We start from the raw sequence: 26,944 nt of genomic DNA, 5'->3' as shown, positions 1-26,944 counted from the left end.
GTCGGTAGACGTCAGTCCCGCATCCGGGCATATCATCTCGATATGCACAGGGCATGGCTTTCCCTCGACAACCTCGAGCTGCTGGTCGCCGTCGCCGATCAGGGCGGGATCGGCGCCGCGGCACGCTCGGTCGGCATGGCGCAACCCAACGCGTCGCGAGCCCTCTCAGCACTCGAGGCGGGGCTCGGCGTGCAGCTGCTGATCCGGCATCCCCGTGGCGCGCGCCTCACCGACGAGGCGGGCCCCATCGTGGAGCGGGCGCGGGAGACCCTCGCCGCGGCGGAGCGGCTGCTGGGGGAGGCGTCGAGGCTGAACGCCGAGCTTCGCACCCACCTGGAGGTGGCCGCCTCGATGACCCTCGCCGAGCACCTGCTGCCCGCCTGGCTGGCCACGGCGCGGCGTGAGCACCCAGGGCTCGAGGTGAGGCTGAAGGTGCGCAACTCGGAGGAGGTCTTCGACGAGGTGGCCAGCGGCCGTGCCGAGCTGGGGTTCGTCGAGACGCCGGCGGTGAGGCGGGGTCTGCAGTCCCGGGTCGTGGCCGTCGACCGGCTGGTCGTCGTGGTCGCACCCGGGCATCCATGGGCCGAGAGCGGCGTCGTCGATGCGGAGACGCTCGCGGCCACACCGCTGATCATGAGGGAGTCGGGATCGGGGACGCGCTCCACGCTCGATGCCGCATTGGCGGCCCTGAGCCCTGCCCGTCCAGCGCTCGAGCTGGGCTCGAACGCCTCGGTTCGGGCAGGTGCCCTAGCCGGATCGGATCCGGCGGTGATCAGTGAACTCGCGGTCGCGTCGTCGCTCGTGCGCGGCGACCTGGTCGCCGTCACTGTGAACGGGGTGGGCCTCGAGCGTCAGTTGCGTGCAGTCTGGCGTGGGCGTAGGCCGTCACCCGCCGCCTCGGCGTTGCTGCGCGTGGCGCTCAGCTGATCACTTGGGGACGAACGCGGGAAGTCCTCCGCGGAACACGAGTTCCATGCCGAATCCGCTCGCCACGATGGTGGCGATGCCGATCGCGATGGCGAGCAGCACGATGCCGAAGCAGAAGTAGGCGATCACCTTCGCGATGGGGTGGGGCGTGTGGTCCGTCGCGTCGATGTCCGCGCCGACCCCGTAGGACAGGGCCCGGACACCGAGCGCGAAGACGGCGGGCAGGCCGGCGCCGAGCAGCAGCCCCGCGAGGAGGACGTGCCAAGCGCCCTCGAGGGCGAGCCAGAGGTTGTTCATAGCTTGCTCCTGACCTTTGCGCCGACCTCGACAGGCTCGGGAAGGATGCGGTTGGTGACACCCTCGACCCACTCGTCATTGACGTTGTTGTGGTCGACCGGCTGGCGGCGGGAGTGGACGTACATCCAGGCGGAGAGCGCCACCAGGATCAGGAAGATCACGATCGGGCCGAGCAGGCCGCCGACCAGATGCCCGATCAGCCACGTGAGCGCACCCATCGCTCCCGCGGCGGGAAGCGTGATTCCCCAGGCCATGAGCATGCGGCCCGCGACGCCCCAGTTGACCTTTGCGCCACGCTTGCCGATGCCGCTGCCGAGGATCGAGCCCGTGGCGACGTGGGTCGTCGAGAGGGCGAAGCCCAGGTGCGACGAGGCGAGGATCACGGCGGCGGAGGAGGACTCGGCCGCCATTCCCTGGGGGGCGCTGATCTCGACGAGACCCTTGCCGAGGGTGCGGATGATGCGCCAGCCGCCGATGTAGGTGCCGAGCGCGATCGCGAGTGCGCAGCACAGCTTCACCCAGAAGGGCACCTGGTGCAGGTCCGTCCAGGAGCCGGTGGCGATCAGGGCGAGGGTGATCACGCCCATCGTCTTCTGGGCGTCGTTGGTGCCGTGGGCCAGCGACACGAGCGATGCCGAGCCGATCTGGCCCCAGCGGAAACCCGTGTCGCGGTACTTGGCCGCGACGTTGTTGGTGATCTTGTAGATCAGCCAGGTGCCGACGGCGGCGACCGCGATGGCGATCGCCGGCGACATGAGCGCGGGGAGGATCACCTTCCCGACGACGCCGTCGAGCTTGGTCCCGTCGCCGACCCACTTCACCCCGGCGGGGCCGAGACCGGCGATCGTCGCGCCGATCAGGCCTCCGAAGAGGGCGTGCGAGGAGCTCGAGGGAAGGCCGAAGAGCCAGGTGAGGAGGTTCCAGAGGATCGCGCCGACCAGGCCGGCCAGCACGATCAGCAGCAGCGCCTGTCCACCGTCGTCGATCAGCTCGGGACGTGGTGCCCCGTCCGCGTCCTGAATGTTCACGACGGCATTGGTGACAGTGAGCGCGACCTCTACGGAGAGGAACGCTCCGACGAGGTTGAGGATCGCCGAGAGTGCCACGGCGACCTTTGGTTTGAGAGCACCGGTGGCGATGGAAGTGGCCATCGCGTTTCCGGTGTCATGGAATCCATTGGTGAAGTCGAAGAGCAGTGCGGTGACGACTACGAGGGACAGCACGACCAGTTCGGGGGGCACAGGCACTAGTTTGCTCTTTGTTCACCAAAATCACATCATCAGGGTCGGAAATCTCCACAAAGTGCCGGTTGAGTGGCGCTTGACAAGGGGCTACGTGAAACCGTCCCAGGTGGTGTCTACCATGACCCGCATGGGAACCCGGCCTCACGACTACGTCCTGCGTCATGCAGGGCACGCGGTCGAGGTCACCTACAAGCCCATCCGGTCGCTCCGGCTGCGGGTCGTTCCACCGGATGGGCGGCTCAGGGCCTCGGTCCCCGCCCAGCTCGACGAGTCGATGGTGCGGCGCTTCATCGACGACAACCTTGCCTGGATCGCCACCGCCCAGCAGAAGGTGCGTATGCGGGCGCCGCTCGTGGAGCCGCTCGTCGACGGCGGGCGCGCGAAACTCTGGGGCGAATGGCGCGAGCTTCGGGTCGCTGAGGGCGACCGGGCTTCCGCGCGGGTGCAGGGCGGGCAGATCGCTCTGTCCGGCCCTGATGACGAGGGGCTCAGGCGGGCGCTGGACAACCTGTACCGGCGCGAACTGCACTCCGTTCTCCCCGCCCTGCAACGGATCTGGGAGCCGCGCATCGGAAAGTCAGCGTCCAGCCTCAAGCTGCGCCGCATGACGTCGCGATGGGGCACCTGCAACACGCGCAGCGGCGCGATCACGCTGAACGTCGCACTGGCCGAATGGCCCGTCGAGTCCCTCGAGTACGTCCTCGTCCACGAACTGGTGCACCTCTGGGAGGCCAGCCACGGCCCGCGCTTCACCGCCCGGATGGACGAGTACCTGCCCGGCTGGAGGCAGCGCCGCGCCGCGCTGAAGGGGCGATGAGCGCAACGGTCGTCGGCACGGTGCTGTCCCGGTCCGAGTGGGAGTCGCGGGCCGAAGCCCACCGCGCCCGGGTGGCGCCACAGTTGGCTCGGGTGATCGAGCGGCGTGCCCGCGGCGAGAAGCACCCGGTCGAGGACTTCCTTTTCCACTACTACAACCTTCGGCCGAGCCATCTCGAGCAGTGGCATCCCGGGGTCGGGATCGTTCTCGAGGACGCGGAGAGCCGGGCGTCCCTGCCCTTCCAGCGGCGGGTCGCGCGTGGAATGACGGTGGACGTTGAGGCCTTCCTCGCCAAGCGGGGCGCGACGGCGCGGGAGGCCGGACGGCTCCTGGCTGCCAGTTCGGCCGCGACGCCGAGGTTCGGCTGTTTCGGCATGCACGAGTGGGCGATGGTCTACCGGTTGTCTCCGGGGGAGACGAGGCACCCATACCTGAAGCTGCGGTTCCCGCCCGAGAAGGTCGCGGCGATCGTCGAGGAGGTCGGCTGCCGCTGCTCGCACTTCGACGCGTTCCGCTTCTTCACCCCGCCCGCCAAGCCGCTCAACCTGCTCACTCCGACGAGGGAACGCCAGGCCGAGCTGGACCAGCCTGGCTGCCTGCACGTCAACATGGACCTGTACAAGTGGGCGGGGAAGCTGTTGCCTGCGGTCGACTCTGAGCTGCTGTTCGACACCTTCCTGCTCGCGCGCGAGATCCGTGAGGTCGACATGGCCGCCTCGGCCTACGACATGCGCCACTGGGGGCTTGAGCCCGTCCGGGTCGAGACCGCTGAGGGGCGGGCGCAGTACGCGGCCCTTCAGCGCGGGTTCGCCGCCAAGGCGGCACCGTTGCGGGCGCGGCTGCTCTCGGTCGTCGAGCGGATCGAGGGCGGGCGCGTAGCCGACGGCATGCAACCTGCCGGGATGTCGAGAGCGTAGTCAGGGTGTAAACCACCCGAAGGACGCAGGAAGGACGCGAGATGAGGCGACACCCCGGACAGGCAACCGCAACCACGGACGATCTCGTCGTATGCTGCCAACGCCCTGAGACCCATCTTCCCCCTGTGAGGTCACGCGTGTTGTCCCTGTCATCCGTGCGCCGCGGCGCCGTCGCGCTCGTCGCCGTCGCCGCGCTCGGACTGTCCGCCTGCGCCCCTGAGACGTTGGTCGCCGACCCGGCGCCCGTCGACGAGCCGACGCCGAGCGCCGCCGTCGAGCAGTCCCCGGCTCCCGAGCCGGCGATGCCCTCCGAGGAGCCGATCGCCACGCCTGAGCCGGAGCCGACGCCGTCGGCCGAGCCGACAGCAGAGCCCACGCTCGACCCGGAGGAGGCGGAGGTCCCCAACGACCCGGATGAGCCCGTCGAGTCGGAGGTTCCCGAACCGGAGCCGGCCGCCCCGGCGCTGATGAAGAAGGGCGACGACTCCGAACAGGTCCGCGAACTCCAGCACCGGCTTCTGCAGCTCGAATGGTTCGAGGGCAAGATCACGTCCACCTATGGCGACGCGACCCTGCTCGCGGTCGAGGGCTTCCAGGCGAAGCGCGGACTGCCCGCCACCGGCGAGGTCGACCAGGCGACCTGGGACAAGCTCGTCTCGATGACCCGTCAGCCGACGAAGGACGAGATGCACAATGTGCTCAAGCCGGGCCCGGCGCTGCTGGCGAGCGGGGCGAAGGGCGACAAGGTCAAGGACCTGCAGGCACGCCTGAAGCAGCTCGACTGGTACACCGACCTGATCGACGGCGACTACGGGAAGAAGACCGCCGAGGCTGTCTCCGGGTTCCAGAAGAAGCGCGAGATCCCCGTCACGGGTGAGGTCGACCAGCGCACGCTCGACCGGCTCAACGGGATGACCCGCAAGCCGACCGCCGACGAACTGAACAACGTCGCGCCCAAGCCCAAGTCGCCGAGCATGACGCTCGACGACCGCTGCCTCCAGGGACGCGTCGTGTGCATCTCCAAGGCGCAGCGCAAGCTGGCGCTCGTCGTCGACGGCAAGATCCAGATGCAGATGGACGTGCGCTTCGGCTCCGAGCTGACCCCTACCCGCAACGGCGTGTTCTCGGTGGGCTGGAAGTCACGCAACCATGTCTCGAGCATCTACAAGACGCCGATGCCCTACGCACTGTTCTTCAGCGGTGGACAGGCCGTCCACTACTCGTCCGACTTCGCTGCCCGCGGCTACAACGGTTCGTCGCACGGCTGCGTCAACGTCCGCGACAAGAAGAAGGTCGCCGCCCTCTTCGACTCGGTCAGCGAGGGTGACAAGGTCGTGGTCTACACCGGCTGATCAGGGACGACCCCCACCGGCGTCGGATCTCGTCTGGACCTGAGTGGCATGAGCAGTCGGCCCGCACTGGATTAAGCTCACTCTCGTTCAGACGGAAGGTACCCAAGTGACGTTCGACATCGCGCTCGCGATCGCCATGCAGGTGGTCGGCTCGTTCCTGTTCGCAAGCGGAGCGATCCTGCAGAGCCTCGGCGTGAAGTCCACGTTCGACCCGAACGCGGTTGCATCGTCCAACACGCTGTCGATCAAGGGGCTGCTCAGCCTCTTCAAGATCCCCAAGTGGCTGCTCGGCCTGCTCCTCGTGTTCCTCGGGGCCGCCATCCACCTCACCGCGCTCAGCTTCGCGCCGGTCTCAGTAGTCCAGCCCGTCGGCATCCTTGCCGTGCCGTGGTCGGTGCTGCTGGCCTCACGCATCCACAAGCATCACGTGACCGGAAAGGTCTGGACGGCGGTCGCGGTCACCGTCGCCGGCGTCGTCGGTTTCACCGTGTTCTCCTCGCTGTTCGCGAAGGGGGAGCGTGAGGTGTCGTTCCAGCCGGTGCTGATCTCGTTCATCGTGGTGTGTGTGGTGTGCGCCATCCTGTCGTTCTTCGCGACGAGGGCCGCCCCCTGGGCGAAGGCCATGCTGTGGTCGGCGGTCGGGGCCACGTTCTACGGACTGGCCTCCGGACTGATGAAGCACGCCATGGACCTGGTCCAGAAGCACGAGCACAGCCTCACGAGCTGGACCTTCATCGCATCCGTGGCCATGATGCTTGCCTGCTACGGGCTCGGCGTGTGGATGATCCAGCAGGGCTACGCATCGGGCCCGGCCGAGATCACCGTCGGCACGATGACGACGGTGGACCCGTTCGTGGCGGTGCTCTTCGGGCTGATCGTGCTCGGCGAGGGAGGTTCGATGGGCTTCTGGCCGATGCTCGGGATGGCCGTCACCGGAGCCATCGCCGTCTACGGAGTGGTCCTGCTCTCGAAGGATCATCCGGACGCGGTCGAGGAGCGCGAGCGCGCCGGGGCCGAGCGGGAGGCAGCCGCGGAGACCGCGAGCCAGGTCAACCCGCCTTCACCGGCAGAGCGTTGAGCGCCGTCCGACCAGACGGCGTCGCAAGCACGATGGTCGAGTCGGCGTTCGGCATCAGGAACGTCACCGTCGTCTCGTAGGGCTCACCTGCCCGCACCGTGAAGCCGCTCGGATCGAGCGGGTCGTAGCTGGCGCGGGTCTCGTTGGCGAAGGCGAACACCGTGAAGCTGTACTCGCCCTCCTTGACGTCGACCCGGATCCGCGCGGTCAGCTCGTCGTCTGCCCACGAATAGCTGACGATCTCGAAGGTTCCGTCGCCGTTGCCCTCGAAGGGGATCCAGTTGCCTGTCCGCTCCGGGCTCGGCTCGACCTCCGACTGGGCGGACGGCGTGGGGGTGGCGGTCGCCTCACCGTCCGGACCGCCGAGGAACTGCATCCCGATCACGATGAGGGCCACCACGAGCACAGCGCCCAGCACGATGAACAGGGTCGAGCTCGGCCTCTTCGGCGGCTCGAGGTCCTGGTAGGACTGCTGCGGTTGCTGGGGCTGCTGACCGAACGGGGTCCGGGGGTCGCGGCCCTGGGCGTCGTGGAAGTCGGTGGGCTTCCAGTTCGGGTCCTGGGACGCCCACGGCGAGTTGTTCTGGTTGCCGGGCCACTGAGAGTTGCTCATGATGTGGCAAGACTACCCATGCGAAGTTGTTCACAGCCGGAAACCCGCATGCAATCGTGACCGCCGACCGGTCGATCAAGAAGGCATGACGACACCGATGATCCGCGGCACGAGCCGCGCAGACCTGCTCTCCCTGCCCGTGATCATGCTGGGCTTCCACCCTCGAGACTCCTGTGTGGCGATGGCGCTATCTGGAAACACGGTCCGCTTCTGTGCCCGGGTTGATCTCGACTGGTTCGCCGACCACTTCGAAAGGATCTCCGAGCAGGTCCTGCGCTGCGCCGAGCAGGTCGGGGCCGACGAGTTCGTGTTCATCGGCTACGGCGACCCGGATCTGGCCAGCATCGCCGTGTGCGAGTTCGCCGATCTGGTGGGCCACGAGCGGGTCGTCGATGCGCTGGTCACCGACGGCGGGCGCTACTGGAGCATGTGCGACAGCGGGGTCCCGGAGTCCTACCGCTTCGACACCAGCGCCGTCGCGGCCCAGGCAGTCTTCGGCGGGGTAAACCTCTGCGCCGACCGGGATGAGGCAGTCGCCCCGGTGACGGGCAGCGATCCACCGGACGAGCACGTCGTGCTGCGGGCCGAGGCGGCCGTCGGCCGGCTCAGCGACGATCAGGCGATGGCCCGGCTGCGCGAGTTGGCCGAGGGCGAGGCGGCGCTGCCCCGCGCCGATGCCGTCCTGCTTGCGGTGCTGCTCGGAGACGAGGACCGCACCGGGGCCCTGCTCTGTCGGCTCAAGACCTGGACGGCAGATGCGATGTGGCAACGCCTCGTCGCCGCCCGCAGGGTCTGCCCTTCCCGCTACCTGCCCAACGTGCTCGGCCTGCTCGCCTTCGCCTCCTGGCTCAGCGGCAGAGGCGCGGCGCACTCGGCCTGCCTGCAGCAGTTGAGCGAACTCGACGCGAGGCATCCGTTGCTGCTCACGCTGCTCAAGCTGCACCAGGAGGGACTGCCCCCTGCCAGATGGGACCAGTGCTGATGACGCACAGACCCGCCGCGCGAGGTCCACCCCCGTGTCGTATGGTTTGGCCATGCGTTTTGTGGTGTGTGGCGAGGCACTGATCGATCTGATGCCCGAGGAGGTCATCTCCCCGGAGGAGAGTCGATGGATCGCACGCTCCGGCGGCGGTCCGCTCAACAGCGCGGCCGCGCTGTCGCGGCTTGGTCAGGACACGTACTTCCTCGGCAGGCTGAGTTCGGACGCCTTCGGCGACCAGTTGCGCAGCCATCTGGAGGCGGCGGGGGTCAACCTCGAACTGGCCGTCGACACGGACGATCCCACCTCGGTGGCGGTCGTCTCGCTCGACGGTGAAGGCAAGGCCAGCTACACGTTCCACTTCGACGGCACCTCCAACTTCAACTGGAAGCCCGAGGAGTTCCCGACGCTCGAGGCCGACGACTGGCTGCATTTCGGCTCGATCGGCTCCGTGCTCGGGCCAGGGGCGAGGCACATGCTCGACTTCGTCTCCCGGACCGAGGCGGCGATCAGTTTCGACATCAACGTGCGCCCCTCCACGCTTCCCGACCGCGCCGAGTACTTCAGGTTGGTCTCCGACCTGATGGCCGCCGTCGGCAGAGGAGCGGGCATCGTCAAAGCCAGCGACGAGGACATCGCCTGGCTGGTCGACGACGAGGAGAACCCGCTCGGCTATGCACAGGCGTGGGCAGAGGAGTATGGCCTCGCCATGTTCATCGTCACGCTGGGCCCCGATGGCGTCGCCGCGGTGCGCCCCGATGGGCGGGTCGTGCAGGTGCCGGGGCACAAGGTCGAAGTGGTCGACACAGTCGGCGCCGGCGACACGTTCATGGCCGGATTCCTCTCCGCCTACGCCGACGACCCGTCCGATCTCGAGGGAGCTCTCGAGCGGGGCGCTGCGGCCGCGGCCATCGTCGTGACCCGTCAGGGCGCAAAGCCTCCGACGAGCGCGGAACTGGACGATTACCTCGCCTGATCCCCAGGGGCGCATTCCAGCGCACGGCGGTATATTGGCACCTTGTGCGCACACGCGCGCGAGAACCGCCGAGCAGGAGAAGTAGCGTGAGCCAAGAGCCGGGTCAGTACGACAAGGTGCAGGCACAGGAGAAGTGGCAGGCCTTCTGGGAGCAGGACGAGACCTTCCGGCCCCTCGATGACGGCAGCCACGAGCGTCGCTACGTCCTCGACATGTTCCCGTACCCCTCGGGCGACCTGCACATGGGCCACGCCGAGGCCTACGCCATGGGCGACGTCGTGTCGCGCTACTGGCGCCTCAGGGGCTACGACGTCATGCACCCGATCGGCTGGGACTCGTTTGGTCTGCCCGCAGAGAACGCGGCGATCAAGGCCGACAGCCACCCGGCCGACTGGACCTACGCCAACATCGAGACCCAGGTGCGCTCCTTCAAGCGCTACGGCCTGAGCCTCGACTGGTCGCGCCGCCTGCACACCTCCGACACGGACTACTACCGCTGGACCCAGTGGCTGTTCCTGCGCTTCTTCGAGCGCGGACTCGCCTACCGCAAGGACTCCTACGTCAACTGGTGCCCCAAGGACCAGACGGTGCTCGCCAACGAGCAGGTCGTCAACGGGCACTGCGAGCGCTGCGGCACCGAGGTCACCAAGCGCAAACTGAACCAGTGGTACTTCAAGATCACCGACTACGCCCAGCAGCTGCTGGACGACATGTCGCAGCTGGAGGGCGGCTGGCCCGAGCACGTCCTCGCCATGCAGCGCAACTGGATCGGCCGCTCCGAGGGCGCGCACGTCAACTTCGTCGTCGAGGGACGCGAGAAGCCGGTGACGGTGTTCACCACGCGCCCCGACACCCTGTTCGGTGCCACCTTCATGGTTGTCGCGCCCGATTCCGACCTGGCCCAGGAACTGGTCAGCGACGAACAGCGTGAGGCCTTCGAGGCCTACCTGACCGAGGTCAAGAAGTCGACCGAGATCGAGCGCCAGTCGACCGAGCACGCGAAGACGGGTGTCTGGCTCGGCCGCCACGCCGTCAACCCCGTCAACGGGGAGAAGGTCCCCGTGTGGGCGGCCGACTACGTGCTGGCCGACTACGGCACGGGTGCAATCATGGCGGTGCCCGCACACGACCAGCGCGACCTGGACTTCGCCCGCACCTACGACCTGCCGGTGCGCACCGTGATCGACGTCGACGGGACCGATCCCGCCGAGACAGGGGTCGCCACCAGCGGCGACGGTGCTTACGTCAACTCCGGGATCCTCGACGGGCTGACCGACAAGGCCTCCGGTGTCGCGCGGATCACCGAACAGCTCGAGGCGGACGGCAACGGGACGGGCACCGTCCAGTTCCGCCTGCGAGACTGGCTGGTTTCGCGACAGCGCTTCTGGGGCTGCCCCATCCCGATCATCCACTGTGAGGTCGACGGTGAGGTACCGGTCCCCGACGACCAGCTGCCCGTCGTCCTGCCAGAACTGCGCGGCCAGGAGCTGGCGCCGAAGGGCACTTCACCGCTGGCGTCGGCTGCCGAGTGGGTCAACACGACCTGCCCGAAGTGCGGTGGCCCCGCCCGTCGTGACACCGACACGATGGACACCTTCGTTGACTCGTCGTGGTACTTCTTCCGCTACTGCTCACCCGGCTACGAGGGCGGCCCGTTCAACCCTGAGGACGTCGCCCGCTGGATGCCGGTGGACCAGTACGTCGGCGGCGTCGAGCACGCCATCTTGCACCTGCTCTATATGCGCTTCTTCACCAAGGTGCTGCGCGACATGGGCATGGTCGAGTTCGACGAGCCGATGCTGCGCCTCCTGAACCAGGGCCAGGTGATCAACCAGGGCAAGGCCATGAGCAAGTCGCTCGGCAACGGCGTCGACCTCGGTAAGCAGATCGACGAGTTCGGCGTCGACGCCGTCCGCCTGACCATGATCTTCGCCGGCCCGCCGGAGGACGACATCGACTGGGCGGACCTGTCTCCCTCCTCGAGCCTGAAGTTCCTGCAGCGCGCCTACCGGCTCGCCACCGACGTCGCCTCCGACACCGACGTCGACTTCGCCGCGGGTAACAAGGACCTGCGCAAGGCCACCCACAAGGCCATCGTGGAGATCTCGACGCTGCTGGAGTCCGGCCGCTTCAACGTCGCCGTCGCGCGCACCATGGAGCTGGTAAACGCCACCCGCAAGGCGATCGACGGCGAGGCGGGCGCTGCCGATCCGGCGGTCCGGGAGGCGGCGCAGTTCATCGCCCAGTCCCTGAGCCTCGTCGCACCCTACGTGGCCGAGGAGATGTGGGAGGCCCTCGGGCTTCCCCCGTCGGTGGCCAACAGCGAATGGCCGGTTGCCGACGGCTCCCTGACCGTCGACGACACCGCCACGATGGTCGTCCAGATCCAGGGCAAGATCCGCGCGAAGCTGGAGGTGCCCGCCGACATCACGGAGGAGGCAGCCCTCGAACTGGCACTCGCCGACGACGGCGTCCAGCGGTCGCTCGCCGGTCGTGAGGTGGTCAAGGTGATCGCCCGCCTGCCGAAGATGCTGAGCCTGGTGCCGGGCAGGTAACCAGCGCCGAGCAGGGGCCCCGTCCGATCCGGACGGGGCCCCTTTTCCGTGTCCGGCCGAGTTCTCCACAGCCTGGAAGTGACCTGACCATTCGGCCCTCCGAACGCCCGATGGTGTCGGTATGGATCAGCTCGAGGAGTTCACCCGTGCACGCCTGGCGTTGATCAGCGCCGGGCAACCCCCGCTCGGTGCCCCTCGGCGTGCCGCGGACGAGCCTGCCCCCACCGAAGCTGAGCCATCTGCAGCGGTGCCGGAGCAGCCGCCGGTCGAGCCGACGGTGACGGCTCTTGGACCGTGGCGAAGGCTGGGGGCGGCGGTCACGCCGCGTCATGCCGCGGTGGTGGGTCTGCTGCTGGTGGCCGCTGTGGTCGTGACGATCTTCGCACTCGGCCGCAGCGCAGCCACCGAGGTGCAGTTGACGCCGGAGGCGGTTGCCGAGACACCTGCTGCCGCGACGCCCAGCCCGAGCGTGCCTACGCTGCTTCGCGTTCACGTCGGAGGGGCGGTCGCCGAACCCGGTGTCGTCCAGGTTCCCGCGGGCTCGATCGTGCAGGACGCGATCGCTGCAGCCGGTGGACTGACTGCGGAGTCCGATCCGGCTTCCCTGAACCTCGCCGCGCCGGTCAGCGATGGCATGCAGATCCTGATCGGCACCGTCGACGAGCCGCTCGGCGAGATCGAGACCGACCAGACTTCCGATGGTGGCGGCGGCTCTTCCAACGATGGCGTGGTGAACCTCAACACCGCCACTCAGGCCGAGTTGGAGGAGTTGCCGGGGGTGGGGCCGGTGATGGCCGCGGCGATCCTCGCCTGGCGGGAGGAGAACGGGAAGTTCGGTTCGGTTGAGGAGTTGCAGGAGATCAGCGGAATCGGGCCGAAGACGTATGAGAAGCTCGCCCCTCAGGTGCGGACATGAAACACCACGACTGGCGCCTGCTCCCCGTCGCGGTTGCGGCGTGGGGAGCGAGCTTCATCGCCTCGTCCGGTTGGCGCCCCGAGCCACAGGCGGTGGGCGCGATGCTGGTCGGGCTCGTCCTGCTCGCGCTGCTTGCGCACAGGGCCAACCGGGCGTGGGTGGCCGTGATCATCCTCGTCGTGGTCGTGACGGCGCTGACTGCCGGCCTGAGGTCGTGGCAACGGCACACCGGTCCCGTCGCCGATCTCGCCGCGGCCGGGGCCGTCGGACTCGTCGAGCTGCGGCTCACGGCCGAGGCCGTTCCCCGTTCGGAGATCATCGTGGCCCCCGCCGAGCTGGTGTCCGTGGAGGCGCGGGGGAGCAGGGTGCTCACGGCTGTCCCCGTCGTGGTGCTGGCCAGCGGCGAACTGGGACAGCGGCTGCTGACGCTTGAGCCGGGGGCCGGGTACCGCGTCCGGGGACGACTGGGGGAGCCGCGTCCGGACGAGGCTGTCGCGGCGGTGTTGAGCCTGCGTGAGGTCGTGGGGCGCACGTCGTCGCCGTCGTGGCTGAACGCGGTCGCCAACCAGATGCGCTCCGGCCTGCGCAGCGCCGTGAGCCACTCCCCGCCTCAGCAGGCCGCCCTTGTGCCGTCGCTGGTGGTGGGGGACACCTCACGGGTCGACGATGCGATGCGTGCGGACTTCCAGGCCACCGGCCTGACCCACCTGATGGCCGTCTCGGGCGCGAACCTGACTCTCCTGCTTGGCGTGCTGCTCGCGACCGTGCGGGCGGTCGGGGTGCGCGGCTGGTGGGTGCGGATCGTTGCGTTGTTGGGGGTCGGCTTCTTCGTGCTTGTGTGTGGCCAGGAGCCTTCGGTGTTGCGGGCGACGGCCATGGGAATCGTCGCGCTCGCCGCGACCGGGGTCGGGCCGGGCAACCGCAGCGTCCGGGCGTTGTGTCTCGCGGTGACGGTGCTGGTGTGGTGTGATCCGTGGCTCTCCCGCTCGGTGGGGTTCGCCCTGTCGGTCACGGCGTGCGCGGGGATCGTGCTGCTCGGCCCGGTGTTGCGCGACTCGTTGACGAGGTGGTGTCCACGTTGGATCGCCGAGGCATTCGCCGTCTCGCTCGCGGCGCAGCTGGCCACGCAGCCGATCGTGACGGCGATCAGCGACCGGGTCTCTGTGGTGGGGGTCGGGACCAATGTGCTCGCCGCACCTTTCGTCGGCCCGACGACCGTGCTCGGCCTGCTCGCGGCGGTGCTGAGTCCGTTCGGCGAGGTAGCCGTGCTGCCTGGCTGGCTCGCTGGCTGGTGCGCCCAGCCCATCCTCTGGATCTCACAGGCTGGCGCCGCGCTGCCGGCGTCGACCTGGGAATGGCCCGCATCTCCGGTGAGCGTCGCGGCGGTCGCGGTGGCGTCCGGAGCACTGGCAGCCGCTCTGGTGTGGGTGCTGCGGAGCTGGCTCGGCGGAGCTGCCTTCGTCGCGGTGCTGCTGGCGGCGAGCCTGATCCGGCCGGTCCCGCTCGGCTGGCCGGGGGAATGGTCGGTCGCCTTCTGCGACGTCGGCCAGGGTGACGCCACCGCAATCCGCGCCGGCCCTGGGGCCGCGGTCCTGGTCGATGCTGGGCCGGAGCCGGGGCCGACGCTGGAGTGCCTGTCAGGGCTCGGGGTGGACGAGGTGCCGATGCTGGTGCTCACGCACTATCACGCCGACCACACGGGAGGCGCCGTTGAGGTGATCGAGCGGTTCCGGCCGCGTCTGGTCCTGGTGCGTTCGGGTGAGCCGCCGCGGTGGCTCGTCGATGCGGTGGGCGGGGCCGGGGGAGAGGTGCGCTCGGCCGTGGAGGGTGAGCGGCTCCGGATCGGTGAGGCGGAGTGGTCAACGGCGTCGGTGCCCGAACAACCCGGGCCAGTGCGAGAGGAGGGTGAAGGCTCGGCCGAGAACGACGCCTCGGTCGTCGGGGTCGCGGAGTCGGCCGGGCTGCGGGTGCTTCTCGCCGGTGATGCCGAACCGCCCGCCCAACTGGAGGCGCTTCGGTCGGCGACTGAGGTTGGGGTGTCCCTCGAGGCTCAGATCCTGAAGCTCCCGCATCACGGATCGTCGCGACAGGAGCGCCGCTTCTTCGCGGTGACGGGTGCCGCGCTGGCGGTGGCGAGTTCGGGTCTCGACAACGACTACGGTCACCCGGCGAAGGCGGCGATCGACCTGGCCGAGGGCCTCGGCATGACCGTCGCGAGGACGGACAGGCAGGGTACGGTCCTGGTTGCGCGAGGAGAGACGGCGCTCGGCGTGGTCACCCGAAGGTAGCTTGATCCGCGCCGGTGTCTCTGGAGACTCCGTTCGTTTGGTACGAGTCAACTGCGAGGGTCGATCTTTGACAACGCGCTGGGCAATGGCCAGAGTTGTCGGGCTGCTCAGTATCGGGACCCCGGAGAAGGGACAACGCACGCAACGGACGGTGACCGCCGAGGTCGGAGCCATAGACGGAGTCCTTGATGAGTCATGCGCAGGTGGCGACTGGCAGACAGGAACCGGATCAGCAGCCAGAGCGCCGTGGCCCGGTCGAGTGCACCCATCTGTTGTCGAACACGCGGCGTTGTTGCCCAGCTCTGCGGGCGACTCTTGAACTTGCCGCTGCACACAACGATCAGACCTTCACACATCGAGGCTCAGAGCAGCAGAATTGATGCTCCTATGTGGTGTCAAGCGGCGGTGAGCCATTCGCGGTAGCGGTGGGCGAGGTTGTCGTCTCGGCGTTTGCCGAGTTCTATTTCGGAGATGCGTGCTGGCCAGGTGTGGCAGGCTTCGGCGGCGTTGGTGAGGGTGAGGTTCTTGGCTTGTCGGGCTGGTCTGAGGTCGGTGTAGTTGGGGATCTCGCAGTGGCCCGTGAGGGCTTTGAAGACTTCTCTGACGAGGGCGCGTTTGAGGCTGCGGTAGACGGCTGCGAGTGTCTTGCCAGTGGCGAGGTGGCGGTCGCGGTAGTCGCGGGTACGTTGGTCCTGGGACATGCGGACTTTGATCGCTTGGTGCAGTGCCCAGTTGGCTTGCCGGTCGCCTCCGCGGGAGAGGCGGTGGCGTTGGGTTTTGCCGGAGGAGACGGGGATGGGGCTGGTGCCGCAGAGGGCAGCGAAGGATGCTTGGCTGCGTAGCCGGTCGGGGTTGTCACCGGCGGTGATCAGCAAGATCGCTGCCAGTGCCGGGCCGATACCGTGGATAGCGCGCAGGCCTGGGTTGCGGGCGGTGGTGTGCTCGTCGAGTTGCGTATCGAGGTCATCGAGCTCTGCGCGGAGGAACTGGTGACGTCGGGCGAGGCTACGCAGGGCACGCAGGCTGGTGGCGTCGTGGAGGTCTTTGATCTGGTCGGGGCGGGTGCTGGCCAACTGGTCGACAAGCTTGTCGCGGCCCAGTTCACGGTATTTGTCGCGGAGTCGGGGGCTGGCGTTGACCAGGACACTGTTGATCTGACGCCAGCAGGCCTGAAGGGCCTTGTTCGCGCTGCGGCGGGTGATCACCAGCGCCCGTAAGGGCTCGATGGTGTCGTGCTTGGGGGCGGTGGTGGCCTCACCGGACAGGACTGCCCGGGCAGCGCGGTAGGCATCGAGCCGGTCGGTCTTGCCTTGTTTGCGCCGTTCGGCGGGGCGGGTGCGGTTGACCTCGACGACACCGATCCCGTTGCGGCGCAAGGTGGCGGTGATCCCGACCCCGTAGCTGGAGGTTCCTTCCACGCCGACAGCGGTGATCGGGCCGTGAGCGACCAGCCAGGCCACTGCCTGACGGTATCCCGCGGTGGTGGTGTCGAACTCGTGGTCGGCGACCTCGATGCCGGTGGCGGTGATCACCGCGATGTGGATGGTGTCCTTGTGTGAATCGATGCCGGCGACATGGTCGCCGGGATTTGTCATGATGGTCATGGCCTACTCCTGAACGCTGGGATGGGTCGAGTGACGGCCGTCTGGTCAGACAGGCCATACACCGGACTCGTGATCAGGCTCGTATTAGGTCATGGCCGGGCGGTCGTCACCCATGCCTTGGAGAGCCGGACGGATCAATTTGTCGGTAGCCCAGCAGGGCACCAGTCAGAGGCAGGGTCACGACTCCCCAAGACGCCTACCATCATGTATGTCAGACCCGGTCTGTAGCGTGAAGTCATGGAGGCAATGGCGAGGCAGCAGGCGGAGGCGATCCGCTCGGCCATGACGCGACGTCGCCGGGCAGAGGCAGATCTGCTGGCCTCGATCTGCGAGCTCGCCGAGTGCTACCGGGTCGACACCGACGAGCTGCTCGCCGTCCTCACCGAGAAGCGGATCCGGGTCGGCGCCGAGGGCACGCCCCTCGTCTCCGAGTTCCTGAGCCTCGAGCTGGCAGGATTGCTTGAGTGCAGCCCGCATGCGGCGGGTCACCGCCTCATCGAGGCGCTCAACCTCAAGCACCGGCACCCGAAGCTGTTCGCCGCGGTGGTGGAGCTCAAGGTCGAGGCGTCGCGGGCGGTCAAGGCCGCGGCCAGGTGTTCTCACCTCCGGCCCGAGGTGGCCGAAGCCGTGACGCTGCGCTGGCTGCCGCGGCAGGGCGCTCTCGGCTGGACGGCCGCCTTCAACCTGCTGGACAAGCTGATCATCGAGGCCGACCGTGCCGCCGCACAAGAGCGCGAGCGGCTCGCGCGCGAAGACCGCGGCGTCCATGTGTGGGGCCTCTTCGACGGGTGCATGAACCTCACCGGAAGGCTCGATGTGCTCGATGCGCGCAGCCTCGACGTCACGGCGACGCGGGTGGCGAGGCTGCTCGAAGACCGGTTCCCCGAGTTGACGCTGCAGCAGCGGCGGGCGAAGGCCCTTGGGATCCTCGCGAACCCCGCGCACGCGCTCGCCCTGCTGCAGAGCGGCGACCAACCCACCCTGCCGGGCGACCCTGAACACCACGAGGCGGCACGATCCCGACCCTCCAAGGTCTACCGGCCCGAGCTCGGGCTCGCCGTTCACATCCACGCCGATTCGGTCGGTGGCCTCGCGCCCGCCGCGCGGGTCGACAAGGCTGGCTGGATCACCAGCCGGCTGCTGGGGGAGTTGCTCGGGGAGGCAAAGGTGACGGTTCATCCGGTGATCGACCTCGCCGACCTGGATCCGTCTGATGGGTATGAGCCCGGTGCGCAGCTCAAGCGTGCGGTGGAGATCGTCATGCCGACGGAGATGTTCCCGTACTCCAACCGCAGTTCCCGAAGGCTCGATCTCGACCACACGGTGCCGTGGCGGGAGGGGTACCGGGCGCAGACCCGGCTCGGCAACCTCGTCCCGCTGAACCGTCGGGCCCATCGGGCCAAGACGGCGAGGGCCTGGAAGTCGCTCCAGCGCGGGCCCGACGTGCTCGTCTGGGAGAGCCCGCTCGGCTACCGCTATGAACTCACCCCCTGCGGGACCTGGCCGCTGCGCGAATAGGGCCGACCCGGCAAACCTCAGCAGACCACGGTCACTGACGAGGCTCGAGCCCCGCCGCGCGATACATGGCGTCGATGGCGCGCATCTGCTTCACCGAGTCCTCCGGGCCGGTGAGAATCTCCGCGCCGTCGCGCACGGCCGAGACGAAGAGGCCGAGCTGGCAGGCGTACGACGTGGGGTGCACCGGGACGTCGATCCTCGTGCTGTCGCCGTCGGTCTTCAGCGTCAGCGAGTTGCTCTCATGGGGCTTCACGAAGCCCTCGACCTGGAGCACGCCGAGCGTCCCGGTGATCGTCGCCGACTGCCGCTCGACGTCCTCGAGCAGCGAGCTCGACACCGTCGAGGTGACCCCGCCCGGGAACCTCAGTTCGGCGGTGAGGGCCTCGTCGATCCGGTCGTCCTCGGGGGAGGGGCGGTACGTGGCCGAGACGACCTCGGGCTCCTCACCGACCAGGCTGCGCACCAGGTGCAGGCAGTAGCAGCCCAGATCCATGGTGGACCCGCCCGCCAGGTCGTGGATGTAGCGGATGTTGCTCCGGTCGGGCAGGTGCACGTCGAACCAGGCGCTCACGTCGACCAGGTCGCCGATGGCCCCGTCGTTGATCAGGCCGATCACCTCCGCGACGAGGGGGTGATAGCGGTAGTGGAAGGCCTCCATCACCACGCGGTTCGAGTCCGCGGCCCTCGCCGCGACGCGCTCCGCCTCGTCGGCGTTGGACGCGAATGGCTTCTCGACGAGGACGTGCTTGCCCGCCTCGATCGCGGCGAGCGTCCACCTGCCGTGCTCGGAGTTGGGAAGCGGGATGTAGACGGCGTCGATGTCGTCGGCGGCGAGGAGGTCCTCGTAGCTGTCCTCGACGCGGCCGATGCCGTGTTCGGCGGCGAACCGCTCGGCCCTACCCCGGTCGCGGGCGGCCACGGCCACCAGTTCGACGTCGGGGTTCTCAGAGGCCGGGGCGATGAGGGCGGCCGGGGTGATGCCTGCGGCGCCGAGGATGCCGAAGCGGATCGGGGTCATGGCTCTCCTTTGAGTGTGCTGCTGCTCGCAGGAAGTCTAGTGGTGACCCGCATCCGCCGCGCGCCGAGGCGGCGGTCACCGGTTCAGCCCAGTTCCTCCGAGGCCACCTTCTCCAGCGAGTCCGCCCCGTACACGTCCACCCCTCGCTCGGTCACGACATACAGGCTGTCGCCGATGGTCAGCCCACGCACGGAGGAGACCCACTGCTGCTCGGACGCCTCGACGGGAAGCTTGCCAGCCAGCCTGAAGGCGCCGTCCTCGAAGCGGTAGACGACGTAGTCCGCGGTCGAGCCGCCCCCGGAGTAGTTGAGGGCGGGGAAGCCGATCAGGCTGTGCTCAGAATCGACGAGGACGGCCTTGTGGTTGCGCAGCGCCTCCGAGTCGGCGTAGGGCACCTTCAGGACTGCCTGCTCCTTGAGGGCGAACGGGTCCGAGGTGTCGAACATGCTGAGCTTCAGGCCGGTGACCATGCCGTCGTCGGTGGCGTCCATCCCCAGTCCGAGCAGCTGGCCGTCCGCCCACGGATGCAGGTAGGTGCTGAAGCCCGGGATCTTGAGCTCGCCCATCACCTTCGGGGCCGCCGGGTCGCTGAGATCGATCGCGAACAGCGGGTCGATCTGGCGGAAGCTCACCACGTAGGCGACGGGCCCGACGAAGCGCACCGACTGGACGGTCTCGTTGGTGGCCAGCTTCGGGATCGACGAGATCACCTCAAGGTTCCCGTCGAGCACCAGCAGCGAGGGGGTCGACTCCCACTGGCCCGAGGTGGAGACGCCGTTCAGCGTCACGGCCAGCCTCAGCCTGCCCTCGTAGTCGTCCATCGCGAACTGGTTCAGCAGGACGCCGGGAACCGTCCCCTCGGCCGCAGCGGTGAGTCTTCCGTCGTCGAGGGCGATCCGGGCGAGCTTCGTCTGTTCGGTGACCGACCTCATGCCCGTCTCGTCGCGTGCCTGATCGCCGTCGGCATCTCCTGCGTACTCCACCGAGGCGAGGTAGAGCGACTCCTCGCTCATGTAGGTGGTCTGCGAACCGCCAAGCACCGACAGCGTGTCGACCCGCTCGTTGGTGGCCAGGTCGATGCTGCTGACCACGGAGTAGCGCGGTCCGTCCGGCCGCGGCATCAACACGAGGTCATCGGCAGGAAGCGGAGTGCTCGTCCCGTCATCCGTGGTCGACGGGACGAAGGTTCCCGGCACGGCCGGGTCGATGGCGTGGGGATCGGTCACGGCGTGCTGGGTCACCAGGTACAACAGGTCGCCCGAGAGCCGCGACGTCGAGAAGGCTCCGCTCTGGCCGAGGCTCTGACTCAGCGTCGGTGCGGCCGGATCGGAGACGTCGTAGATGAGCGCCTTCGTCTGGGTGGCGTCGTAGGGCACGTACGCGGACTCCTGGCTGGCGGGGAGCTCGGACAGGCGCGGCTCGTACTCGGTGACCAGCACGACGAGTGACGAACCGTGCAGCATCAGGTCGACCACCGGCCCCTGGGCGGTGCCGCCCTCCCGTCCCGCGGTGGTGGAGGTGTCGATCCTGGCCAGCTCGTGCGTGTCGGCACCCTGTGCGGCGAGCAGCACCACGTCGTCGCCGGACGCGGCGAAGATCGTGCGCCCATCACTCTTGACGATGTCGCCCTCGTCGATGCCCGCGACCTGGACGTTGGTCGCGTACTGGCCGGCGCCGTCGGCCGCAGGAGCGGACGTGTCGGCCGCAGAACCCTCTGGCCTTCTATCTGTGCCCCACTGGAACTGGAAGCCCATGTCCGCCTGGGGGTGCTCCTTCAACACGTTCCGAACCGCGTCGTAGACGTGGGAGTAGTCTCCCGGCGCGGCCTCGGCCGTCGGTGCTGCCGGCGGGTCCGAGTGGTCCTGGCTCCCGCCGATCAGTGAGGGCATCGCGGCAAGACCCGCCACCACGGCCACCGCCGCGGCGCTGGCGATCCACGCCACGCGGCGCCGTCGGGGTCGTGACGGCGAGGCCTGCGGTCGCGGGGTCTCGGGCGCGCCAGCCGGCTCGGCAGCGATCCGGGCGAGCAGATCGGCCCGCACCGAGGGGTCCGGCCTGAACTGCTCGGCCATGTCACGCAAGATCTTGTCATTCATCGAACAGCCCTCCCAGGAGCAACTCGCGCATCTGGGCGCGTCCTCGGGAGAGGCGCACCTTCACGGTTCCGGGTTCCACGTCGAGCAGCTCTGCGATGCGCGCGACGGGGAGATCCTCGAAGTAGAACAGGTAGACGACGCTGCGCTGCGTCTCGGGCAGATCACGCAGGGCGCGGAAGAGCACGTTCTGCTCGTCGGTGGCCAGCGTGAAGTCGGCGCCGGTGTCGACGACGACCCCGGGAGTCAGCGGCACCACGCGGGTGCGCCACGAGCTCTGCGCCGATCGTCGCGCGCAGTTGAGCGTCGTGGTGATCAGCCAGGCGCGGCGATGTTCCTCGTCGTTGAACTCGGGTTGCCGGCGGTGGTAGGTCAGGAAGACCTCCTGGTACACGTCGTCGGCGTCGCCGCGGCACTTCGTGTGGGTCACGGCGATGCCGTAGACCATCGACTCGTAGCGGTTGACGACCGAATGGGTGTCCCCGGGCAGCAGGCTGTCGTCTGCTGAGCCTGCGCCCTGCTCGGGCAACGCCTGTGCGTCCACCGTCGGGCCTCCTTCGTGCAACGCGTCCTCGCGGTGCCGTGGTCGGCAACCTGGCACACCCCTTACTCCGTGCAGGTGCCCGAAAGGTTACACAGGCACGTGAATCCGACGACGAGGGCGGCGCGGTGGAAGTGGGCGCGCGCCAGATACTCGCGCACGTTGGTGTTGCCGGGATCGGCTTCCAGGACGCTGGAGAACCGCTCGACCGCGGTCTTGTAGTCGCGCTCCTCTAAGGCCTGGACTCCCAAGTTGTAGGTCAGGAGGGTGGTCACCAGCGGCTCCATTCTTCTCGTCCGTCTGGTTCGAATTTCAACTATCTTCGTCCGTGCCTTATTCCCGGGTACCTGGGGTCGGTGGTGACTGGCAAGCTAGGTCCATGGCCTCCTTCGGCAGCACCCTTCTCGTCACAGGTCCCGAGTCCTTCCTGGCTCAGCGCGCGGTGGCGCGCACCCGCGCGGACGCGCTCGCGGAGCGCCCCGACGCCGATGTGAACGAGATCACGGCCACCGAGCTCGAGGACACGATGCTGTCCGAGGTCGTCGGCGGGTCGCTGTTCTCGAGCGACATCATCGCGGTCATCGACGACGTCGGCGCCTGCCCGGCAGGAGTGGTCGACCAGCTCGTCGAGGTGGCGAAGAATCCCGGCGATGACCTGTGTCTCATCCTCGTCCACCAAGGCGGGAACAAGGGCAAGGGCCTGATCGACAAGCTCAAGAAGGCGAAGGTGCCGACGGAGACGGTCGCGGCGGTCAAGCCGTGGGACCTGCCGAAGTTCGTTGCCGAGGAGGCGCGCGGCCGTGGCGTGCGGATCTCGGCGGACGCCGCGGCTGAGCTTGTCGCGGCGGTCGGCAATGACATGCGAGCACTCGCGGCTGGCGTCGCCCAGTTGGCCGATGACGCCGACGGTGGTCAGATCGACTCGGGCCTGATCAAGCGGTACTTCGCCGGGCGGGCCGAGGTGACGTCGTTCGCCGTGGCCGACGCCGTGCTGGCCGCCAATGCGAACGTCGCGATGGAGCGGCTGCGCTGGGCGCTGGGGACGGGGGCCGCCCCGGTGCTCATCACCAGCGCGATGGCCAGCGCCTTCCGCGGCATGGGGCGCTACCTCGATGCCTCGAACAGCAGGCTCAGTGGGCCCGATCTCGCGCGGCAGGTCGGCGTCCCGCCGTTCAAGCTGAAGGAGTACGCCCGCACGTCCAGGAACTGGGGCGCCGGCTCGGTCGCGTCCGCGATCCAGCTGATCGCCGTGGGCGACGCCGAGGTCAAGGGCGCCGCGACCGACCCGGCATTCGCGCTGGAGCGCATGGTGCTCGGAGTCCTCGCGCTCACCCGCCGCTAGTCGAAGGGGCGGGGGAGCGGCTCACTCGGCCGTGTCCGGGCACGCAAAACAGCGTCCTGACGACCGAGGGCCAGGACGCTGTCTTGAAGGTGCAGCTACCTCGTCAGCAGGCTCAGAGAGCCGCGACGGAGGAGGAGATGGCCGACTTGCGGTTGGCGGCCTGGTTCTTGTGGATGACGCCCTTGCTCACAGCCTTGTCCAGAGCGCGGTTGGCGACCTGGGCCAGCTCGGCGGCCTTGGCGTTGTCGCCCTCGGCGACAGCGGTGCGGACGGCGCGGACGTGGGTACGAAGGCTCGACTTGACGGCCTTGTTACGCTGGCGCGCGATCTCGTTGGTCTTGATGCGCTTCTTCTGGGACTTGATGTTCGCCACTGGGCAAGCCTCTTTTACTCAAAGTGTGTTGACTCGGTCATGCGTTTGCACGCGACGATCAACCTTACCTGAGCCAGCTCCGTGCCACCAAATCACGACGACACTCATACATAGTCCCCGCGAACGAAGGGGCCGTACCTCACATACTTTTCCCCGGGAAACAGTGACCGGCCACGATGGGGTGTGGAGGTTGGAGAGAAGCTGTCGATGGCAGCCCGAGTCGAGATCACGAAGAAGTACGCCAAGGCCTATGCCGCGGCCCCGAAGAAGGGCAAGTCCCAGATCCTCGACCACGTGGTCGAGATCACCGGCTGGAACCGTGACCATGCCCGCCAGCAGTTGGTGGCCCGGTTGAAACAGGCCCCGGGACGGGCCACCGCGACGGTCGCGGTGATCGATCGGCGCAAGACCAAGGCGTGTAAGTACTCCTACGACGCCAGGCTGATCCTGCAGCGGGTATGGGCGGCCTCGGGGGGCAGTTGCGGGCAGTACCTCGCCGCATCCATGAGCGATCTGATCGATGCGATGGAAGCCGAAGGCGAACTGGTGCCTAGCCAGGACCGTTACAGCGCCGAGGTCAGGGCCGAGCTGGAATCGATGTCGGCGGCCACGATCGACCGGTACCTCGCACCGGCGCGGGCGAAGGACCCGATCCGAGGAAAGACCGCCACCAAGCCCGGCAGCCTGCTACGAAACTCGATCACCGTGCGTAAAGCCGGTGACGAGGTCGAAGCCGAACCCGGGTTCTTCGAAGTCGACACCGTGGCCCACTGCGGCCCCACGCTGAAGGGCGAGTTCGCCCGCAGCGTGAACTTCACCGACATGCACACCGGCTGGAGCTTCACCTACTCCATCCGCAACAACGCCCACCTCCACATCCGGACCGCGTTCGACCACTTCATCGCCCAGGTCCCGTTCGCGGTCACCGGGATCGATTGTGACAACGGCTCGGAGTTCATCAACCACGACCTGATCGGCTGGGCCGGCCAACGAGAGGTGTTCTTCACCCGGTCGCGGCCTTACAAGAAAAACGATCAAGCCACCATCGAATCGAAGAACAACCACCTCGTGCGCCGCTACGGCTTCTACCACCGCTACGACACCGCCACCGAACTCGCGTTACTCAACCAGCTATGGCCGCTGGTCAACGACCGGCTCAACTTCTTCACCCCCACGAAGAAACCCGAAGGCTGGGCCACCGACACCGTAGGGCGCCGCAAACGCCTCTACGACAAGCCACGCTCCCCCTACCAGAGGCTCCTGGCCGCCGGGGTCCTCAACCCCGCCCAGGAAACAGAACTAGCCGCCTACAAGGCCACCCTCAAACCCGTCGCAATGCAACGACGCATCACCGAGATCCAACAGGAGCTCACCCGACTCGCAGGCCGAAAGACAGCCCGTCTCGAACAACACATCGCATGGAAGGCACCCGACCCCGCCGGCCTCAAAACCCGGGCCAGCTAACCCTTGTTTTCGCGGGGAAAAATATCTGAGGTAAGGCCTACCATTTCGCGGGGACTTGACAGTGAGGTACCACGAATCACCCCGCGGGTCGACGGTTCGCCGCCCTGCTCAATCCGTGAGAGACTTGTCTGTCCCCTGAACCCTGACGAGGATATCGATGCCCGCACCGCGCCCAGGTAAGACCGATCCGGCGATCATCCGCAACTTCTGCATCATCGCCCACATCGATCACGGCAAGTCCACTCTTGCCGACCGAATGCTGCAGCTGACCGAGGTCGTCGACGCCCGTCAGATGCGTGCCCAGTACCTCGACCGGATGGAGATCGAGCGCGAGCGTGGCATCACCATCAAGTCGCAGGCCGTGCGCATGCCCTGGACGAGGGACGGCGTCACCCACATCCTCAACATGATCGACACCCCGGGCCACGTCGACTTCACCTACGAGGTGTCCCGCTCGCTGCAGGCCTGCGAGGGGGCCATCCTCCTCGTCGACGCAGCGCAGGGGATCGAGGCGCAGACGCTCGCCAACCTGTACCTCGCGCTCGAGGCCGATCTGCACATCATCCCGGTGCTGAACAAGATCGACCTTCCGGGCGCCAACCCCGAGAAGTACGCCGAGGAGCTCGCGGGCATCATCGGCTGCGACGCCGACGACGTGCTGCGCGTCTCCGGCAAGACCGGCCAGGGCGTCGCCGAGCTGCTCGACACCGTCGTGGAGCAGATCCCGGCACCGGTCGGCGACCCCGCGGCCCCCGCACGCGCACTGATCTTCGACTCGGTCTACGACACCTACCGCGGCGTGGTGACCTACGTGCGCGTGGTCGACGGTGAGCTCAGCCACCGCGAACGCATCCGTATGATGTCGACGAAGGCCACCCACGAACTGCTCGAGGTCGGCGTCATCTCCCCGGAGCCGGTCAAGTCCGACGCCCTCGGCGTCGGCGAGGTCGGCTACCTGATCACGGGCGTGAAGGACGTGCGCCAGTCCCGCGTCGGCGACACCGTCACGCTCGAGAACCGGCCCGCCGTGTCCGACCTCGGCGGGTACCGCTCGCCCAACCCGATGGTCTACGCGGGCCTCTACCCGATCGACGGCGACGACTTCAACGAGCTGCGCGAGGCCCTCGAGAAGCTCCAGCTCAACGACGCGGCGCTCACCTACGAGCCTGAGAGCTCCAGCGCGCTCGGCTTCGGTTTCCGCATCGGCTTCCTCGGCCTGCTGCACATGGAGATCGTGCGGGAGCGGCTCGAACGCGAGTTCAACCTCGACCTCATCTCCACCGCCCCCAACGTGGTCTACCGCGTGGTCATGGAGGACGGCACCGAGCACACCGTGACGAACCCCTCGGAATACCCCGAGGGCAAGATCGCGGAGGTGTACGAGCCGGTCGTGCGCGGCACGATCCTCGCCCCGTCGGAGTACATCGGCACGATCCTCGAGCTGTGTCAGACCCGCCGCGGCATCCAGCGCGGACTCGACTACCTCAGCGAGGACCGGGTCGAGATCCGCTACACGCTCCCGCTGGCCGAGATCGTGTTCGACTTCTTCGACGCGCTCAAGTCGCGCACGAAGGGCTACGCCTCGCTCGACTACGAGCCCGACGGCGAGCAGGCGGCCGACCTGGTCAAGGTCGACATCCTCCTGCACGGCGACCCGGTCGACGCGTTCTCCGCGATCGTGCACAAGGACAAGGCCTACAGCTACGGCCTGCAGATGGCCTCGAAGCTCAAGGAACTCATCCCGCGGCAGCAGTTCGAGGTGCCGATCCAGGCGGCCATCGGTTCGCGAGTCATCGCCCGCGAGACGATCCGCGCCATCCGCAAGGACGTCCTGGCCAAGTGCTACGGCGGCGACATCTCCCGTAAGCGCAAGCTGCTGGAGAAGCAGAAGGAAGGCAAGAAGCGGATGAAGATGGTGGGTCGCGTCGAGGTGCCCCAGGAGGCCTTCGTCGCAGCCCTCTCGACCTCCGAGTCGACCAAGAAGTAGCCCTAGGAGGGCGCTGAACAAGGTGTGATCTGAGGCGGGTATGGC

23 protein-coding genes are annotated in these 26,944 nt (G+C 67.9%); 14 read left to right on the top strand and 9 right to left on the bottom strand.

What is annotated here, in order from left to right:
- Window positions 1-42: 42 nt before the first annotated feature.
- Window positions 43-927, top strand: coding sequence for a LysR family transcriptional regulator (locus BW733_RS00745; protein ID WP_077347014.1), 885 nt, complete (start codon window positions 43-45; stop codon window positions 925-927).
- Here the strand turns inward: BW733_RS00745 and BW733_RS00740 are convergent, their stop codons facing one another.
- Complete coding sequence (locus BW733_RS00740) at window positions 928-1,224, bottom strand: hypothetical protein (RefSeq protein ID WP_077347012.1); 297 nt, start codon at window positions 1,222-1,224, stop codon at window positions 928-930. It abuts the gene before it with no gap.
- On the bottom strand, window positions 1,221-2,465 hold the full coding sequence (locus BW733_RS00735; RefSeq protein ID WP_077347010.1) for an inorganic phosphate transporter: 1,245 nt from the start codon (window positions 2,463-2,465) through the stop codon (window positions 1,221-1,223). The genes BW733_RS00740 and BW733_RS00735 overlap by 4 nt, the downstream gene beginning before the upstream one ends.
- A gap of 130 nt (window positions 2,466-2,595) precedes the next feature.
- On the opposite strand from BW733_RS00735, the gene BW733_RS00730 reads away from it, so the two are divergent.
- The 4 genes from BW733_RS00730 (at window position 2,596) to BW733_RS00715 (ending at window position 6,632) form a co-directional block, all read left to right on the top strand.
- A complete protein-coding gene (locus BW733_RS00730) occupies window positions 2,596-3,285 on the top strand; it encodes a M48 family metallopeptidase (protein WP_161490095.1) in 690 nt (229 codons plus the stop codon).
- Window positions 3,282-4,202: a 3-methyladenine DNA glycosylase gene (locus BW733_RS00725; RefSeq protein ID WP_077347008.1), complete on the top strand. Its 921-nt coding sequence runs from the start codon at window positions 3,282-3,284 to the stop codon at window positions 4,200-4,202. Before BW733_RS00730 ends, BW733_RS00725 begins: the two co-directional genes overlap by 4 nt.
- A gap of 137 nt (window positions 4,203-4,339) precedes the next feature.
- On the top strand, window positions 4,340-5,554 hold the full coding sequence (locus tag BW733_RS00720; RefSeq protein ID WP_237268255.1) for a peptidoglycan-binding protein: 1,215 nt from the start codon (window positions 4,340-4,342) through the stop codon (window positions 5,552-5,554).
- Between the two features lie 106 nt (window positions 5,555-5,660).
- Window positions 5,661-6,632 (top strand): hypothetical protein, encoded by a 972-nt coding sequence (locus BW733_RS00715; RefSeq protein ID WP_077347006.1) that lies wholly within the window; start codon window positions 5,661-5,663, stop codon window positions 6,630-6,632.
- Here BW733_RS00715 and BW733_RS00710 read toward each other — a convergent pair.
- Window positions 6,604-7,245 (bottom strand): hypothetical protein, encoded by a 642-nt coding sequence (locus BW733_RS00710; RefSeq protein ID WP_077347004.1) that lies wholly within the window; start codon window positions 7,243-7,245, stop codon window positions 6,604-6,606. The genes BW733_RS00715 and BW733_RS00710 overlap by 29 nt on opposite strands.
- A gap of 85 nt (window positions 7,246-7,330) precedes the next feature.
- On the opposite strand from BW733_RS00710, the gene BW733_RS00705 reads away from it, so the two are divergent.
- From BW733_RS00705 to BW733_RS00685, 5 genes are all read left to right on the top strand, one after another.
- A complete protein-coding gene (locus tag BW733_RS00705; RefSeq protein WP_161490094.1) occupies window positions 7,331-8,227 on the top strand; it encodes a DUF4192 family protein in 897 nt (298 codons plus the stop codon).
- Window positions 8,228-8,279: 52 nt separating this feature from the next.
- The gene (locus tag BW733_RS00700) at window positions 8,280-9,200 is read left to right on the top strand and encodes a carbohydrate kinase family protein (RefSeq protein ID WP_077347000.1); all 921 of its coding nucleotides are present in this window, start codon (window positions 8,280-8,282) and stop codon (window positions 9,198-9,200) included.
- 86 nt (window positions 9,201-9,286) lie between these two features.
- On the top strand, window positions 9,287-11,755 hold the full coding sequence (gene leuS / locus BW733_RS00695; RefSeq protein WP_077346998.1) for a leucine--tRNA ligase: 2,469 nt from the start codon (window positions 9,287-9,289) through the stop codon (window positions 11,753-11,755).
- Window positions 11,756-11,876: 121 nt separating this feature from the next.
- A complete protein-coding gene (locus BW733_RS00690; RefSeq protein ID WP_152024506.1) occupies window positions 11,877-12,671 on the top strand; it encodes a helix-hairpin-helix domain-containing protein in 795 nt (264 codons plus the stop codon).
- Window positions 12,668-14,959 (top strand): ComEC/Rec2 family competence protein, encoded by a 2,292-nt coding sequence (locus BW733_RS00685; RefSeq protein ID WP_077346996.1) that lies wholly within the window; start codon window positions 12,668-12,670, stop codon window positions 14,957-14,959. The genes BW733_RS00690 and BW733_RS00685 overlap by 4 nt, the downstream gene beginning before the upstream one ends.
- 395 nt (window positions 14,960-15,354) lie before the next feature.
- Here BW733_RS00685 and BW733_RS00680 read toward each other — a convergent pair whose 3' ends face one another.
- Window positions 15,355-16,563: an IS110 family RNA-guided transposase gene (locus tag BW733_RS00680; protein WP_202970148.1), complete on the bottom strand. Its 1,209-nt coding sequence runs from the start codon at window positions 16,561-16,563 to the stop codon at window positions 15,355-15,357.
- 237 nt (window positions 16,564-16,800) lie between these two features.
- On the opposite strand from BW733_RS00680, the gene BW733_RS18445 reads away from it, so the two are divergent.
- Entirely contained in the window at window positions 16,801-18,081 is a 1,281-nt protein-coding gene (locus tag BW733_RS18445) for an HNH endonuclease signature motif containing protein (RefSeq protein WP_152024505.1), read from the top strand.
- 31 nt (window positions 18,082-18,112) lie between these two features.
- On the opposite strand, the gene BW733_RS00670 is transcribed toward BW733_RS18445, so the two are convergent.
- The 4 genes from BW733_RS00670 to BW733_RS00655 form a co-directional block, all read right to left on the bottom strand.
- The gene (locus BW733_RS00670) at window positions 18,113-19,099 is read right to left on the bottom strand and encodes a Gfo/Idh/MocA family protein (protein ID WP_077346992.1); all 987 of its coding nucleotides are present in this window, start codon (window positions 19,097-19,099) and stop codon (window positions 18,113-18,115) included.
- A gap of 83 nt (window positions 19,100-19,182) precedes the next feature.
- Window positions 19,183-21,195, bottom strand: coding sequence for a beta-propeller domain-containing protein (locus BW733_RS00665; protein ID WP_077346990.1), 2,013 nt, complete (start codon window positions 21,193-21,195; stop codon window positions 19,183-19,185).
- The gene (locus tag BW733_RS00660) at window positions 21,188-21,736 is read right to left on the bottom strand and encodes an RNA polymerase sigma factor (RefSeq protein WP_077346988.1); all 549 of its coding nucleotides are present in this window, start codon (window positions 21,734-21,736) and stop codon (window positions 21,188-21,190) included. The genes BW733_RS00665 and BW733_RS00660 overlap by 8 nt, the downstream gene beginning before the upstream one ends.
- Before the next feature lie 62 nt (window positions 21,737-21,798).
- Window positions 21,799-22,008 (bottom strand): tetratricopeptide repeat protein, encoded by a 210-nt coding sequence (locus BW733_RS00655; protein ID WP_161490093.1) that lies wholly within the window; start codon window positions 22,006-22,008, stop codon window positions 21,799-21,801.
- A gap of 104 nt (window positions 22,009-22,112) precedes the next feature.
- Between BW733_RS00655 and holA the strand changes: the two genes are divergently transcribed.
- A complete protein-coding gene (gene holA, locus BW733_RS00650) occupies window positions 22,113-23,075 on the top strand; it encodes a DNA polymerase III subunit delta (RefSeq protein WP_077346984.1) in 963 nt (320 codons plus the stop codon).
- A gap of 112 nt (window positions 23,076-23,187) precedes the next feature.
- Here holA and rpsT read toward each other — a convergent pair whose 3' ends face one another.
- Entirely contained in the window at window positions 23,188-23,448 is a 261-nt protein-coding gene (gene rpsT, locus BW733_RS00645) for a 30S ribosomal protein S20 (protein ID WP_077346982.1), read from the bottom strand.
- Between the two features lie 207 nt (window positions 23,449-23,655).
- Between rpsT and BW733_RS00635 the strand changes: the two genes are divergently transcribed.
- Together BW733_RS00635 and lepA are read left to right on the top strand one after the other, a co-directional pair.
- A complete protein-coding gene (locus BW733_RS00635; RefSeq protein WP_152024495.1) occupies window positions 23,656-24,912 on the top strand; it encodes an integrase catalytic domain-containing protein in 1,257 nt (418 codons plus the stop codon).
- A 157-nt stretch (window positions 24,913-25,069) separates the two neighbouring features.
- Window positions 25,070-26,899, top strand: coding sequence for a translation elongation factor 4 (gene lepA, locus BW733_RS00630; protein WP_077346980.1), 1,830 nt, complete (start codon window positions 25,070-25,072; stop codon window positions 26,897-26,899).
- The last annotated feature ends 45 nt before the right edge of the window (window positions 26,900-26,944 follow it).

This window comes from Tessaracoccus flavescens, from assembly GCF_001998865.1.
Taxonomy (GTDB): Bacteria; Actinomycetota; Actinomycetes; order Propionibacteriales; family Propionibacteriaceae; genus Arachnia; species Arachnia flavescens.
The sequence above is the reverse complement of the archived record's forward strand: the minus strand, read 5'-3'. Positions and strand labels throughout refer to the sequence as shown.